10 protein-coding genes are annotated in these 15613 nt (G+C 55.6%); 6 read left to right on the top strand and 4 right to left on the bottom strand.

The features are described 5' to 3' along the window. Positions 1-25: 25 nt before the first annotated feature. The 6 genes from ACYYKW_RS05535 (at position 26) to ACYYKW_RS05560 (ending at position 5741) form a co-directional block, all read left to right on the top strand. Positions 26-1000, top strand: coding sequence for a dienelactone hydrolase family protein (locus ACYYKW_RS05535; RefSeq protein ID WP_464989617.1), 975 nt, complete (start codon positions 26-28; stop codon positions 998-1000). Positions 1001-1142: 142 nt separating this feature from the next. Then, positions 1143-2138, top strand: a complete 996-nt coding sequence (locus ACYYKW_RS05540; RefSeq protein ID WP_464989618.1) for a GlxA family transcriptional regulator — start codon at positions 1143-1145, stop codon at positions 2136-2138. Between the two features lie 312 nt (positions 2139-2450). Beyond that, complete coding sequence (locus ACYYKW_RS05545) at positions 2451-3140, top strand: ABC transporter permease (protein WP_090281322.1); 690 nt, start codon at positions 2451-2453, stop codon at positions 3138-3140. Then, positions 3137-4135, top strand: a complete 999-nt coding sequence (locus tag ACYYKW_RS05550; protein WP_464989619.1) for an ABC transporter ATP-binding protein — start codon at positions 3137-3139, stop codon at positions 4133-4135. Before ACYYKW_RS05545 ends, ACYYKW_RS05550 begins: the two co-directional genes overlap by 4 nt. Before the next feature lie 2 nt (positions 4136-4137). After that, complete coding sequence (locus ACYYKW_RS05555) at positions 4138-4806, top strand: ABC transporter permease (RefSeq protein ID WP_464989620.1); 669 nt, start codon at positions 4138-4140, stop codon at positions 4804-4806. A 53-nt stretch (positions 4807-4859) separates the two neighbouring features. Further along, positions 4860-5741 (top strand): glycine betaine ABC transporter substrate-binding protein, encoded by an 882-nt coding sequence (locus ACYYKW_RS05560; RefSeq protein ID WP_464989621.1) that lies wholly within the window; start codon positions 4860-4862, stop codon positions 5739-5741. A gap of 265 nt (positions 5742-6006) precedes the next feature. On the opposite strand, the gene ACYYKW_RS05565 is transcribed toward ACYYKW_RS05560, so the two are convergent. From ACYYKW_RS05565 to ACYYKW_RS05580, 4 genes are read right to left on the bottom strand one after another with little or no spacing between them, the layout of a single operon-like run. Next, positions 6007-6438 carry a very short patch repair endonuclease gene (locus ACYYKW_RS05565; protein WP_394598974.1) on the bottom strand — a complete coding sequence of 144 codons (432 nt, stop codon included), beginning with the start codon at positions 6436-6438 and terminating at the stop codon, positions 6007-6009. Positions 6439-6462: 24 nt separating this feature from the next. Next, complete coding sequence (locus tag ACYYKW_RS05570) at positions 6463-11934, bottom strand: ATP-binding protein (RefSeq protein WP_464989622.1); 5472 nt, start codon at positions 11932-11934, stop codon at positions 6463-6465. Next, positions 11927-13468 carry a hypothetical protein gene (locus ACYYKW_RS05575; RefSeq protein WP_464989623.1) on the bottom strand — a complete coding sequence of 514 codons (1542 nt, stop codon included), beginning with the start codon at positions 13466-13468 and terminating at the stop codon, positions 11927-11929. Before ACYYKW_RS05575 ends, ACYYKW_RS05570 begins: the two co-directional genes overlap by 8 nt. Beyond that, positions 13465-15609, bottom strand: a complete 2145-nt coding sequence (locus ACYYKW_RS05580; protein WP_464989624.1) for a hypothetical protein — start codon at positions 15607-15609, stop codon at positions 13465-13467. Before ACYYKW_RS05580 ends, ACYYKW_RS05575 begins: the two co-directional genes overlap by 4 nt. Positions 15610-15613: the final 4 nt, after the last annotated feature.

Below are 15613 nucleotides of genomic sequence, written 5' to 3' on the forward strand. Positions count from 1 at the left end.
CACTCTCACTTCGAGATCACCCACAATGACGACCATTACAACAAGAAACATCAACTTCAGCGTCAAGTACGACGATGCAACCCTGAGCCTTAAAGGGATGGTGTTCCAGCCCGAACAACACGACGCTGCGTCGCAAAAACTGCCACCGGTAATCTTCAACTCCGGCTTCACCGGCGGGGTCACGATGTACGGCCAACTGTTCGGTCGCGCCCTCGCGGCTCTGGGTTATCGCGTGATGACTTATGACGTAGCAGGTTTCTTTTCCAACAAGCACATCCGTAACACCCTCGAATCAGGCGATAAGGTTATCACCCACGTCATTCTCGAAGACCAGAAAGACGAAGTGCTCGGCGCCGTTGCCTGGGCGCGCGAAAACTTCGGTGAGATGCCGGTGGTCGCATCGTGGGCGATGGGTTCGGTGGCCAGCCTCGGAGCTGTTGCTGAACTGGCCGCGGCCGGCGCTGAACAGATCCGCTTCTGGGTGCCGATGAGCTACACCAACATTCGCAAGCTGCAGTCCTTGCGCGTCGATCAAGCGGCGGCTGATGCGGCCATCAAACAACTCGCTGATGACGCTCCGATCCCGCCGTTCGACACCGGCACCGATGAGACCCGACTCGGTTACTACCCGCTGGACCGAGAAACCCAGGCGTATGTCGATCGGCAACTGGGTGGTTACACCGAAGCGGGCGGCGCGGATCGTTGGCCGGGTTGCACCTACGTGACGGCGAAGTCCTACAAGTCCTATGTGCAATATGACCCGGAGCAGTCCATCGAAGGCGAGAAAGGCTTCCCGCCGGCGCTGATCATTCATGGCGCCGACAACACGTTGCATATGCCATCGGAATCCGTGCGCCTGCATCAGAACTATCCGGGCGATGCAGGCCCGAATGCGCTGATCATTTCGCACATGCAACATGGTCAACAGAATCAGGCCGGCAATCCGGTGTTCGAATCGATGATCCAAAGCATCGACGAAGCCATCCGCACGCGATCTTGATCCCGGGCAGCGTTCTGATTTGTCTGCGCACTTCGGCAAAAGCAGTACGCACTTTCAATCTGGCTGGATGCGTGTCCAACCCCTAACATGGCGGGTCAAAGCCGTTCGCTCAAACGGCTGGCCCCCATGAAAGGATCTGGCGATGACAGCCCCCCATGATTCAGCGATGTCTGTGAATAACGGTACAACCAAGCGAATCGGGCTGCTCATCCTTCCTCAGTTCTCGATGATGGCCCTGGCGGGTGCCAGCGAGCCCTTGCGTGCGGCCAACCGGTTGTCCGGCAAAACGCTTTATCAATGGACGTTGCTAACGGAGGCGGGTGGACCGGTCAGTTCCAGCAGTGGCATCGAAATTCAAACCGTGGCCGTCGATCAGGCCCCGGAACTGGATCGCGTATTCGTCCTGGCCAGCCTCGATACCGAGCATCAGAAACCACCAAAAATGCTGCGCTACCTGCAACGTGCGGCATCCCGCGGGATCACCGTCGGCGCACTGAGCACCGGTACGTTCATCCTCGCCCGCGCGGGATTGCTGGAGGGCAAGCGATGTACGTTGCATTGGGAATCCTTCGGTCAGTTCTCCGAAGAATTTCCCACGATCGAGGTGACCCGGGAGCTGTACGTCAACCATGACAACCGCTGGACGTGCGCCGGCGGGACGGCGGCCATCGACCTCATGCTGGCGCAGATCGCGCTCGATTTCGGCAACCCGCTTGCGGCGAGTGTCGCGGAACAATTTCTCCACGCGCGGATACGCGCGCCGGAAGAGCATCAGCGTATGTCGATCCAGTGGCGGTTCGGCATTCATGATCGCCGGCTGACTGCCGCCATCGCCTTCATGGAGAACAATCTGGAGAACGTCGTCGGCATCGAAGAAATCGCCGACCGCTGCAATCTGTCCCATCGTCAACTCGAGCGCCTGTGGCATCAGCACTTTGGTAGGACTCCGAAGAAGTTCTATCTGGAACTCAGGTTGAACGAAGCGCGCCGATTGTTGCGTGAGAGCACGCAGCCCATTGCGTCGATTGCCTACAGTTGCGGGTTCGTCTCGGCCTCCCATCTGGGCGCTGCCTACCGTCGTGTCTGGGGATGCACGCCGGGAGAGGAGCGGCGGAAATTTGATGATGCTCACTCCTGATTTCGTTTACAGAATGTATCCGCGCAAAACCTTCGAATCTCTCCAGTCGGCGAATCCCTTAGCCGGCTAATGACCCGTCTGGCTGGCGTATTACCGTACACGTCTGTCACCAGCGACCCGCCTGTTGCCCCGCACCCAACGCGCTGAACGGCGGATTGGCTTTCTGCGTAACGTCGATTTTTTGATAGAAAACGTCGAGCCCGCAGCTCAGAGTGCCCGCACCGGCGCGGTAAGGTCTTTTGCAGACACGGCGTTCAATCCAGATGCGCGCCGGATAAAAACAACAGATGACGTACAGAAGGCACAACCCTCATGGAAACCTTGCGTTTCATTCTGGAAAACGGCGGGCTGATCAGTCTGCTGCTCGGCCAGCACCTGCTCATCGTGGCGATAGCGGTGGGGCTGGCGATTCTGACCGGCGTGCCTGTCGGCATCGCCATCTCCCAGCACCCGAGGACGCGCCGCTGGGTCCTGGCCTTCGCTGCCGTGCTGATGACCATTCCTTCTGCGGCGCTGTTCGGGTTGATGATTCCGGCGCTGTCGCAAATTGGCTACGGGATCGGCGTGGTGCCGGCGGTCATTGCGCTGTTTCTCTACGCCCAACTGCCGATCATCCGGAACACCACCACGGCGATCGCCAACATCGATCCGGCGCTGCGCGAAGCTGCGATCGGCATGGGCATGTCGACCGGGCAGCGATTGCGCAAGGTTGAGCTGCCGCTTGCGGTGCCGCTGATCATGGCGGGCGTGCGGATGGCGACCGTGATCAACATCGGCATCGCCGCCATTGCCGCCTACATCGGTGCCGGCGGCCTGGGCAGCCTGATCATTCGTGGCATCGCCCAATCGGATACCCGCCAGTTGCTGGCCGGCGCCATCGTCATCAGCGTCATCGCCATTGCCGCCGACTATGCGTTGTACGGCTTGCAGCGTCTGCTGACGCCAAACGGCTTGAACAAGAACAAACTGGCCACCGGCCGAATGAAGGAAGCGACGACGTGATCCAGATCGAAAACCTGAACAAGCAATTCGGCGCTATCACGGCGGTGGAAGATGTCTCCTTCAACGTTGAAGAGGGACAGATCTGCGTACTGCTCGGGCCGTCCGGCTGTGGCAAAACCACCACGCTGAAAATGATCAACCGACTGATCACACCGACTTCCGGCACGATCAGAATCAACGGGCGCGACACCTCCGAACTGGACAGCGTCACCCTCAAACGCTCGATCGGCTACGTGATCCAGCAAGTTGGCCTGTTCCCGAACATGACCGTCGAGGAAAACATCTGCGTCGTTCCGAACCTGCTGGGCTGGGACAAGAACAAAAGTCGCAAGCGCGCGGCAGAATTGCTGGAAGTGGTCGCGCTGGCCCCGGCGAAATTCCTCAAGCGCTACCCGTGCGAGCTGTCCGGTGGTCAACAGCAGCGCATAGGCGTGGCGCGGGCCCTGGCAGCGGACCCGCCAGTGATGCTGATGGACGAGCCCTTCGGCGCCATCGACCCGATCAACCGCGAAGTGATCCAGGACGAATTCATGCGCATCCAGCGCCTCGTCAACAAGACCGTATTGTTCGTCAGCCACGACATCGACGAAGCGGTGAAGATGGCCGACTGCGTCGCCCTGTTCCACAACGGCAAAATCCAGCAATTCGGCAGCTCGGATGATTTGCTCGCCCGGCCCAACAGCGACTTCGTGGCGAACTTCATGGGCGGCGACCGGATCATGAAACGCCTGCGCCTGCTGCGTGCCGCGGATGTCGTCAGCAAGATCGCGCCGCGCGAACACATGCAGGTCGTCGGCAGCACCAGCGGCATCGCTGCGCACTCGCACCTCATCGTTCGGCCTGGAGACGACCTGCGCCAGGTGCTCTCGCAACTGCTGGGCCGCGGCCAGGACTGGGCATCGTGCAACGACAGCGACGGCCGCTTTGTCGGCTATGTCCACCAGGCTGACATCCTGGCGCGACTGGTTGAAAACATTAACCCGGCGGTGAACTGATCATGCCTGAGTTGCTCATCGGATTCTGGCAGGGGCTGCAGTTTTACTGGGGCGACATCAGCTACCTGACGCTCCAGCACTTGCAGATCGTCGCCGTCAGCGGCGCGCTGGCCATCGCCATTGCGCTTCCATTGGGCGTCTGGATGAGCCGACCGGCGAACCAGCGCTACGCCATGGCCAGCATGCAAGTGCTCAACATCGGGCAGGCAATCCCCAAACTCGCACTGCTGGCCCTGGCCATGAGCTTCATCGGCGTTGGCAGCGGCGCGGCCATCATCGGCCTGTTCGTCGCGACCTTGCTGCCCGTCGCGGTCAACACCTATGAAGGCTTGCGCGCGGTGCCCCAGCATCTGGTCGAAGCAGCCGAGGCCATGGGCATGACGCCGCGGGAGACGCTGTGGAAAGTCGAAATCCCAAACGCGCTGAACGTGATCTTCGCCGGCATCCGCACCGCACTGGCAATCAACGTCGGCACTGCACCACTGGCCTTCCTGGTCGGCGGCGGCGGGCTGGGCGAGCTGATCTTCACCGGCGTCGACCTAAACGACTTCAGCATGATGCTGGCCGGCGCCGTATCGACCGCGCTCCTTGCCATCGCCGTCGACCTCGGCTGCGGAGTGATTCAACACATTGCAGTCTCCCGGGGCTTGCGAATGGCCGGGCGCGAATGAGTCAGAACACCCTTCACTAAATCAATAACATGAGGTGCACGATGATTTATCGAATGCTCACCAGTCTGGTCATAAGCCTTAGTCTCATTTGCGGCGTAATCGGCAGCGCTTCAGCCAACAGCACAATCGTAGTCGGCGGCAAGAAATTTACCGAACAGCAACTGGTCGCCGAAATGACCGCACAACTTCTCCGCGCTAATGGTTACAAGGTCGATAAACGCGCGGACCTGGGTTCGTCGGTATTACGCGCCGCACAGGAGAACGGACAGGTCGATGTGTACTGGGAATACACCGGCACGTCCCTGATTACCTACAACAAAATCACCGACAAACTCAGCGCCGAGGAAACCTACGAAAGGATCAGCGAACTCGATGCGCAAAAGGGCATCACTTGGTTGAATCCTTCCAAGGCCAACAACACCTATGCACTGGCCATGCGCAAAGTGGACGCTGAGAAGGGTGGCATCGTCTCGATCAGCGATCTCGCGAAGAACGTCGCAGCGGGCAAGTCGTACAAGTTTGCGTCGAATGCTGAGTTCTTCTCACGGCCCGATGGGCTGCGGCCGCTTCAGGAGGAGTACGGGTTTGAATTCGAGCGGAAGAACATTGTGCGGATGGATGGCGGACTGACTTATCAGGCGCTTAGGGATGGTCAGGTGAATCTGGCGTTGGTGCTGTCGACGGATGGACGGATTCCGGCGTTTGGGTTTTTGGTGTTGAGGGACGATAAGGGGTTCTTTCCTGGTTATGCGCTGACGCCGGTTATTCGTACTGAGGTTTTGGAGGGGAATCCGAAGGTTGGGGAGTTGTTGAATGCGCTTTCTTCCAAGCTGGATGATGAGACGATTGCAGGGCTTAACTCACGGGTTGATGTGGGGCGGGAGTCTATTGAGGGGGTGTCCAAAGAATTCCTGCAAAAGAACAATTTGCTCTAGTTAGGCTGCGATGGCGTTCTAGCCACCGGTTACAGCATGTCCGGGTCAGCCAGATCTCGCTGACCCGTCTTAATCCTGCTTGTTTGTTGCGCTTACCCCAAGAGCTTTGCGGCGTGAGCTCATTCCGTTCGCCTGTCGTTATGCGGAGAATCACCATGCGGTTGAATAAAAAGTTTGTGGCGTGCTCGTTTTTGTTAGTGGCGGCAAGTGTTCAGGCGGATGACGGTCTCCGAGATTTGGATGGGGTTGTCCCTTTGGGTCGTTCTCAAAATCCTTTTTTTTCTCGTATCAGTTCCGCTATTCGCTCCCCAGTCGCCCGTGCCTTTCTCGCAGATCCAAGCTCGCATTCCCAGACGACGAACACTCTCCAGCCGGTAGCGTTGAGGAGCGCCGTCACTCGGTTATCCCGAGCGACATTCTTCTCGAATTTTTCCACCCAAAATGCCGTGTTGCTTTTCGGTGTTGTAGCTATGCTGCAGTCGGAATGCCGGTGCCAGAAGCATCCGTGGACGAACACCACGGCCTTGTGCCTAGGAAGCACAAGGTCGGGCTTGCCGGGCAAGCCAGCCCCATTCAGACGGTAGCGCAGGCCGAGACTGTGCAACACTTTACGCAGTGCTATTTCTGGGCGAGTGTTACTCCCCTTGATTCGGGCCATCCTCTCTGACCGCTCTTTAGGGGAGAGGAAGTCGGTCATGTCCGACCTCCATGTCGAGAGATCCTAGGCTGGGCTTTCATTCCTTTCCTTCATCAGTTCATAGAAAGGTAGGCCGCGAATTACCTCCCCTGACACGTCGAAAGACTTATAGAGGCAGTGATGATTAGGCAGTGTCTTCACACGCTCCGACAGTTCAGCAAGGTCGGATGTAAAGCCGAGGACTCCCAGTTCGGCAGGAGTGATGTTAGGTACCTTGTGTATGAACCAGGACAGCAGGGGTTCCCTGTAGTCGGTTGCTCCGACCTTGAAGTGCCTAAGGAATTGAGATGCTAGTATCACGCCAGTACCGAACTCGCGACCCTGTAGCAATAGCTTGCGTAGAACGTCGAATTCGTAGCGCATGATATTGTCGGCTTCGTCCACCAATAGGTAGGAGTCGATCGCCCTGAGCTGTGGGTCGGTGCCTGTAAAGGCTCGTTTGGGCACCTTGAGCATGTTCTCGTAAAACATATTCAGTAAGATGGCGACGAGCATGTTCTTGCTTCGGTCATCTTGTCCCATGGAGCTCAGGGATATCACCACGACGCCATCGAAGAATTCGTCGAAAGGTTTTGTCTCACCTTTGGTCTTTGCAAACACCTCCATGTCCACCAGATCATCAATAATCGCCATCGGCGCGTCTGACTTCCCACCCAGTATTTCTCTGTACTCCGCGTGGATATCGTAGATCGTAGGCTGGCGGTCTTGAGCGTTAGCTGATTCGTAGGCGTTACGAACAGCTGCTTTTAGTTTATCCCGCTGCACTGGACCTATGCCCGAATACACCTTGTCGAGGACATCTGCGAAAAATCGGAACCGATCCAGCCATGGTGCCGAGGACTCCCCCATTCCGGTGGTATCAAAGAGATTTAAAGGCAGGTGGTAGGGCTTCACCACCTTTGCCCCAGTCGCCTCTACGAAATCCGGGCTACTAAAGTCGCTCTTATAATCGAAGATCAAGAAACGTGGCTTTATCCCACGATTTGCATTGCTGGCACTGGATATTTGCAAGATAAGCGACTTGAGGAATTGGGTTTTGCCTGTGCCGAGGTCTCCCGCCACACCGATATTCAACTGATTGAGTCGAGTATCGGATATGTTCAAACGGAGCTGTCTTGGCTCGAAACCATCAACTGTTTTACCTACGGAAAGGATTACTCCGCTGCCTAACTCGTCAGGAGTCAAGGAAGATGCGATCTCTCCACCTGAATTGCTGGAGGATGGTTCTTCACTGATTAGCTGCACAACGGCCGCGTTGGTTGGAATTATCGATTGTTCGCTTTCCGCAGCAGAACTGTCGATAGGAAGCGAACTGGTCTCGTGGGCAAGCAGGGGAGGCAATAATCCCCAATCACCCACCTTGGCACGCACAGCGTCGTAGAACGACTGCGCATCACTGTCTAATACGATACGACCTGCATCCTTGCTTGAAATGACAATCGTCTCGTCGAAATTATCGCCGTCACGATTATGTGGGCCGCTCAGGCTCGATTCGTCGACGACGATAAGTCGTCCCCGTAAATCTATACTAGGTCTCGAGTCAGGATCGAGGATGGCTGCGGCGATTAGCTCGTGATACCCAGCCCAGCGGGTAGCTTGCCCCTCTACTGCCTGGTGCTGACTGTAGACTCGTAAGCCAAAGCCAATCATCGAGAGTAGTAGATGTTGGTAGGCCAGGCTCCATGCCAAAGATTTATTGGCGCGTTCCTCGATGGCTTGCAAGAGTTTTGAGAGCGTTCTGGCTTGAGAAAGGGCTTCGACGGAGTCGGTGGCTCCGAACACGCTTCCTTGGCGGCACTTGACCTCTATGGGCGTCAGATGCAGATGGACTTTGTCGCTGCTGATTCGCACGCCGATGACAAGCAAGTCGGGGCGTGAAAAGGAGGTGTCTTTGCGCTCCTTGCCGAGAGAGCGGGCAAGGTCAGCTAGATAACCTCTGAACGGGTCGACGGGGACGATTATTGCGATTGTGATTTCGTCTGGCGAACCCGCGAGCACTGGTAACAAGCTGTTCAGGTTTCCTTCGGTCCGGAACTGGTCTTGAAGTAGTCGGACCGCTAGGAATAGACCCAGGTCACCTGTAGCACCTGTATCGTCACCGGAGAGACCGCGAACGGTGGGAATTCCTCTTCTAGCGACCTCTAGAAGAATCTGCTCGATCTTTGAGTCGTCTAAGTTGTCGCATCCTGGAAGGGGCTTCAGAACACGGCGTAAGGCATCACGATCGGCTTGCTTGACCTGCGACAAGAGGTAGTAGCCGCTGGTATCGCCTGCGCGATGGGAATACGAAGGCAGGTCGTAGTCCCACAGGTAAGTGCCTTCGATCCAGCCACCCAAAAAACAAGCTGGGTCAATTGCAGAAGACGAGACTGCAACATAGCCGGCGCTGTTTTCCTTAAGCATGTCGGACACTGCGTGGACGCTAGGCGAGAACTGCAGTCCAACCTTACTGTCCCTCATCCTTTCAACCATAAGCATGCATGCTGAAACCTTGTCGGCGAATTGTTCGCCAGAGGGAGGCATCTGCCGGCCTTGACGGGATTCACTTAGGAATGAGCCTTGAAGCTGACGCCTGACTCTGTGTCTGATTAGGCCACCAACACCCATCGGTGAGAGCATGCCTACATCCTTGGAGCCAGGTTCTGCCGAATCCAGTTGTGCAATGATGCCTAGATCCGGCGTGGCGCCTAACGGTTGCTTGTCATACCAGCGAACGTGGTTATCGGTGTCCTCGGAGAGGTTCGCGATCGTAGCCTGGTCAGGTCTTCCTGAAAGCCTAGTATCGAAAACTTCCAGAATCTTTGCACCTACGCTTTGCATAGGTGTGTTCGCGCCTCCGTTACCGAACCGCTTTGTACACCAGTTAGTCAAACCTTCGTTGCAGGCATCAGTAGTACCACCTGCGCTAGAAACTACTAGACTGATAATGGGCTTAGCTGCAAGAAGGTTGGTTACATCGTCGAGTGCGCGCGAAACCTGAGCGGGGCTGAATCCGCTTGAGATACCGCCGACAGTTAGGCCGAAGGTGTTGTCGAATGGGGGGCGTCGGGTACGGGCTGGTAGCTGGCCCAGGCGAGAGCCATTCCAAAGGACAGACCAGTAGTCGGAACTGCATTCGACGGACAGGAAGTCCATCCGCTCAACGCCACTCGGAGACTGAAGCGAGATGGTCAGCAGGTCGGGAACACAATCTGGGTCAAGAATACTTGCCGCCGGACAAGGCAAGGGTGAGTCGCCTTCCACCTCATCCCGTAGGATTTTCTGGGCAAGACAATGCCATGCAAGTCGCAATGGATGAAGCGGGGAAAGGATGATGGCTTCTGGAATTCTACTCAGGGTTCGTCCGTCGAGTTCTAGCGAGCAGACCGCAACGGTATCTATCCAACAAGCAATGTCCGGGTCGGTGTCGAGCCAAGACATATAAGCATCGAGATAGGTTTCGGCGAGTACGCGAAATTCAGTATCCTCCGAGAGCCAGGCTCCTAGCGTCGCAGACTCGATGAGCCCCGACTGGTCATCGCCTCGTATGTATTTTGCAATCTCTTGGCGAGTTTCCACGAAGCCCTTTGGTGGCTGGAAACTCAGGGTGTTGGGACGCGGGTCATGCAGGAAGCGGCCTTGCGAGAGAATGGGGCCATTATCGGCATTCCAGTTGGGTGGAACCCAACTAGATACGTAGTCATCTGCTATCACTAGGGGTCTGAACGATTTGGCTACGTTCTGCTCCTCAAGTATCCAAGACTGCAAGCTTGAGGCGCGCGCATTCCGGTCCAGATGGACAACGGCCTTTGTATCAAATTTTTCAAGATGTCGGCGGTTCAGCTTTATTAGGCGCTCGAACTCGCTCCGGCAACCTTCCTCCTTTGCCTCATCGCAAGCAAGGTAAACTCTGCAGGTTTGAGGGGAGGTCTCACCCAAGAGGTTGAAGGCTATATCTAGTTGATACTTACCGTCGGGCTCCACTTCTACTAGATACTCATCCTCTCCTACGAGGCGCGCGTCGAGAGATTGTTGCTGTCCTTCTAGTTCAGTAGCATCGTCCGGCATGCCCTCTACGTTGCCAATGGTTGCTCCTGGTGACAGGTGGAGACGCAGTTCATATCGACCCGAACCAGGCAGCGAAAGGGATGTCTCCCAGTCCATCGCTGCAGTCTTTTTACTAGGTTTCTTAGGCGGCGACAGTTTTGTCGCCAGCCTGCAGGTTACCAGTATCCCTGGCTTCCAATTTATTAAGGAAATGACGCGGATACTTGCAGGCTTGCACCCCGTAGAGGTGACCTTATAGGTTATGGGGGTCTTGTGTGCGGGAGGGAGAAGATCTGTGTACTCATTAATTCCGCTAGAGGCTGCTAGTAACGGAGTTGGCGCCTTACCATAGGAACCCCCTGTCAGTAGAAACTCTTCTGGTTGACCGCTTTCGCTCGTATAGATGGCTAGCCCCACCTTGTCACGCACGATCGCCGGTAAGCCCTTGGTTGCGGGAATAATACTATTTGTGCATCGAATGCTGATCTCTCCGATGACTTCATCGGGCTCTTCGGCAAGCAGATAAGTCCATTGCTCTATAGTTAGCAGCGTCCACCAAAGGGGTGGAGAAACTAGCGCTAGGGTTTTCCCTGGTAAATAAAACGCCTGGGTTGCACGTTCAAAGGCAGTAGGGACGTCGCAGCCTACTTGAAGGTGGAGGAGCAACTCTCGAAGAGCTTGAGCGATGTCGTCAGGGGCGCCGTTTGCTAGGCGTTCAATACCAGTCTTGAACCCATCAGCCAGCTCATCTGCAATTTTAGCTATGACGGAGAGCTGTGCCTTCGACGAGATCCCATTGTCTGCCATTGGAGGGAGACCGCATGCCAGAGCAAGCGCATCTCCAGGTGAGAGATGTAGTTGGGCGGTCTCTATCGAAAATAAGCGAGATAGCATGCGCCATGAAGCTGCGTGGTTAGCGTGTTCTGGATCCACTTCGTCGATGGAGCTTGCAGCTGCACGGATTAATTGCTTCGCATCGTCTCTCTGCGAATCTACGATACCTGCGACGAGCAATGCCTCATTTACCGATTGCTGCACAAAACCATCGTCCCACCATTTTTCGAGATTGGCACTCATGCCGAAGACATCACTTGAAGACTCGATCGAAAGGTTGTTGTGCTGGCCCGCAGGAACTAGGGCTACGAAGCTGGAATTATTTGGATCATTTCGTACATCCAGCAAGTGGTCGTTATCGCACTTGCCAGACTCCCCGATACGAAGCTTATGGCTACTCATCTGGTCAGTTGGATACTGGAGCAGTACTGGTAGAGTCACCATACTGCCGTCTATTCCAGACATAACTTGAATCCCCCCATCACGAGCGAGCTCCTCGTAGACTTGCTCGAGAATCTCAAGGGGGGGGCCGCGGAAAATCAGGCGATACTCAAATTTTTTGCCGCTAAGCCCCTGTGTTGCACCCAAAGCTTTTTCACGGACAATTGATGCGAGCCAGTTTGCGAGTTTATTCATGTTCGTATTCCTGAAGGACTTGGCTCGTGTGGAACGGTGGCAATAGCAGCATGCCGCTCTCGGCATCTGGGCTATCGAGCACAAGACCGAGCATCCTTAGCTGGTGCCCCAAGTCATTCCTGGCTATTTCGTGTTTATCTACGGTAACGCCGTAGGCTTCGAGGTGCAGCCCTAGTCTGTGGATTGAGCGAGGGCCACCCATCCCGGCGAGCGCGCAGTGGACTAGAGCCAACACAGCTACAGGTCCAAGGGATACGATCCATGGACTGGATGGACTGCTACCTTTCTTCTTGAGGATATATCCTTGGTCATACCCCCTAAGCAACGGGACTGCAGTCTGGCGCTGCCCTAGCGCGTGCCTCGCGAACTCCAGCAGATTCGAGCCGATGCCTTTCCTGCATAGCAACGCGCGAGCTTCTTGCTCGCGTATATCGATAATGGTTTCGAGAGTCCCTGCGCGAAGGAGGGCATTTCTATGGTTTTGGATATGCTGACAAAGTGCGGCAATTCCTTTACTTGAGGAGAAATCGCCCTCGTAGGGGGTTCCTATTTGCTTAAGTGACCAAAGGAGCGTATTGATCCCCAGCCTGGCGTTTAGGTAGCTGGAAACCTTGTCTTTGATACCTTGAAGAGCCTTTCCTCCGTAAGCCATGTATTGCGGGGTTTCAGGGAAAATTGCGATCCTTACCTCTTTCTCGTTAGGTGCCGCGCCTTCGGTAAGTGTTGCGGAGAGACAGCTCCAAATCCTCGCGTGGACGTCACATAACCATGTCACATGGGAGACTGCTCCAAGGCGCAACACAGCCTCTAATAAACTAGTCCATTGCCGGCGAGTCATGGAGTCTTTCGCCTGCATGATCGCTTGCAGGTCCTTGGCAAATCGTCTGGCTGGCAGGAAGTGAATTTCCTGAAAGTCGGACGCCGTAAGTGTTGTCGCTTCCTCTTCCGGGATCCGCGCTAGTGACCATGTACCTGCGCCTTGATTCCACGACGATGTCTCCTGCTCAAGCCAGCGGGCGAAGAAGTCGTCTGTATCGTTGACACTTAAAGAGTCAAAGAGATGTTTCCAAAGGCGCTGCGCTGATTCCTGATCCTTTGAGCCCAGGCAGACCATGCGGCGTATCAAGCTGCCGGCAGGCCAGGAGTTGCTACTGAGCCGAGCGGAGCCGGAGAAGATCGCCGCTCCTGGTACGAGAGGAGTAACCTGCACAAAGCGTTTGGAAGACTGGTTAGGAAGTTTCGGGCTCTCCAATATCCCATGAAGCACGGTATGCCAAGCGTCCACGCCTATCACCGCTCCACTTGGCGGTAGTTGGCTCTTTTCTCGAAGCTTCTGTATGCGCCTATCTAGATCACGTCCCGCCTGTGGCACGCTGCCTTCGCTTGCTGATTCAAAGCCTATCGTCCGGTAGAGCGAGGCCAGCAGGACCTCTGAGCTTGCGTATTCCGGCGCAGGGCTCATAGCTAGAGCCGACTTCTGATAAATGCTATTGGAGAAGCGCCAAGGTGCTTGCTTGAATTCCATAAGGCTCATACGACATCCTCCTTGCTCGCAACTAAGCCATCCCATGAACGAGCTACTACAGTGCCATCTGACCCGATACGAATTTTGGCATGCTCGAGAAGTTCCTCATCCCGGACAATGGAACCAGAGAGACGAGCTTTTGTTGTATCCAACAGGGCCAATACTGTACGAGGGAGAGAGGCGGGGGATAGCCCCCTTTCCAGCTCCTTCACTGCCTTGAACAAGTCATAGGTAAGAGGGATTGGTTGCGCCGATTGCACATGGCCGACCCCGAGGTAACAGATTGGGGAGCGAGGTCGCCCTGAAGTGTTCAGGGGCAGCATCCTGACCTGACGTAGAGGCACAACCAATGTCGCCTGACGTTGCTTGGGTGGAAGTGGTTGTCCAAATGTGGTGGTTAGCGACACCTCGAATTCCTGACCGGTATTCAGCAGACCCTTCACTTGCTGCACAACCTCGTAAAGCTGGTGCTTGTCATTCTCTTCGACGACCAGTTGGAAAGCCTGGAGGATCTTGAAATCTGCAACTACTGCCGTTCGGGTGCAAATGCTTCTGCGGACTAGGCGGCAAGCAAAGTCACGAAGTAAACGTTGAACACGACTGGCTGCGACGGGTCTCCTTCTTCGGACAATTGGCATAGAAAGCATTTCGTCTGCATCCGAAAGTCGCTTGAGTAGCTCAATCTCGTTTCGCGATAACACTCTATATTTGCTGACAAACTCTATTCCGCCGGCGAGGGAGCGACTAAAGCGAATGTCGAGGTCGCCTAGGCTAATCATGCTCTGGCTACTTACGGCGACCTGACTGTCGGGACTTGCGAATGCTGGGTCTAAGGTCTCGACGAGGCCTTCCAGCAATGGCGCAATTGTAGCCGGTAGGTAATGTGCCTTTCTTTCTGCGAGAAAATGCACAAGCCCCATAAGGGTTCGCCCAGCTTCGGCATCTAGCTCCTTCTCGAGCCCTAAATCCTTGAGATCACGGCGGAGCGAGGTCGCTGCATCCTTGTCCCAACGATGGAACAGTGCATGTTGGTAGCTTGACGTTGCTAGGTGAAAAATCGCAGTGAGTGTTTGTCGGTTGTGCTTTTTAGTGCCTGCTGCCTTGCGGTCAAGTTCGACTAAGTTTCCGGCCCATTGGCAAGGTGTTGATTGATGTGTGTGTCTTGCTGAGTCATGAACTACAGGGTGGTGGCCAGCCAACAAGTACGAGGTAAGAGAGAAAAGGTCACGGAAGCTCCAACGCTTGCCGCTGGCTAGCTCATACCAGCGTAAAATCTTTAGTAGCGCAGTTCGGTGCTCGTCTTTGGCTAAGATGACCTGGCTGGTACAGAAGGGGCATTTTTCGCCCGCTGGGCATGCTCCCTTTACGGGCCACATTTCGGATGCAGTGGCTTGGCCGATGAGGATTTCCGCTGGCGCTGAAGTCACATCGTCAGGCTTGACTAGTAGGGACTCTGCATCCATTGGCCAGACCGCAATCGATGGGAAGCCTTCGAGTGGCCAGCATGACGGGGCATCGTACGCCAGGCTTACAGCCCTCGTAACAGCCTCGAGTATGGCGCGCGAACTTTCCAGATTATTATCGATAGCATGGATCAATGCATCATCAAGGACGCCCCGGTTAACGCAGCATAGATAAGCTTGGGAAGGTGGCCCATCCAGAAGCCTGCCAAGCTCCTCGATAAGGAGTGCTGGTGCAGTGCTTACCTCGTGACCAGCTGTAGAAGTGGCGTCCTGAACTATATCCAAGCTCAGGTTGCTATCGAATTTCGAAAGGCTTCCAGCATCGACGCTTACCATTCGTGGGACTTTGAAGCCGGCGGATGGGTGGAACGCCTTTGACAGCTCTTCGATGAGCCGTCCCTCACAGCATAAGCTCGCATCTAGCCAGTGGATTGTGGATTCGATCGCTTCGGTTTTTCCATTACCTGGTCCGCCAACCAAAAGGATAATCCTCGGGATGGTCTTGCTGTCGGCCGGAAGCTTTTTTGTCCATACTTCGAGTCGAGCCAGAAGGCTTGTCCTTAATAATTGTTTGTTGGGCTGCCCGCTTTCGTTGTCTAAAAGCCGCTTCACTCCCCCCGAGTGATGGCCGGCCCAGTCGACAAGGGCTGCGGGGTAGCGCGCCCCTTCCAGTTGGGTGCTATCCATTCCC

It is taken from the genome of Pseudomonas sp. 15C, assembly GCF_055484735.1.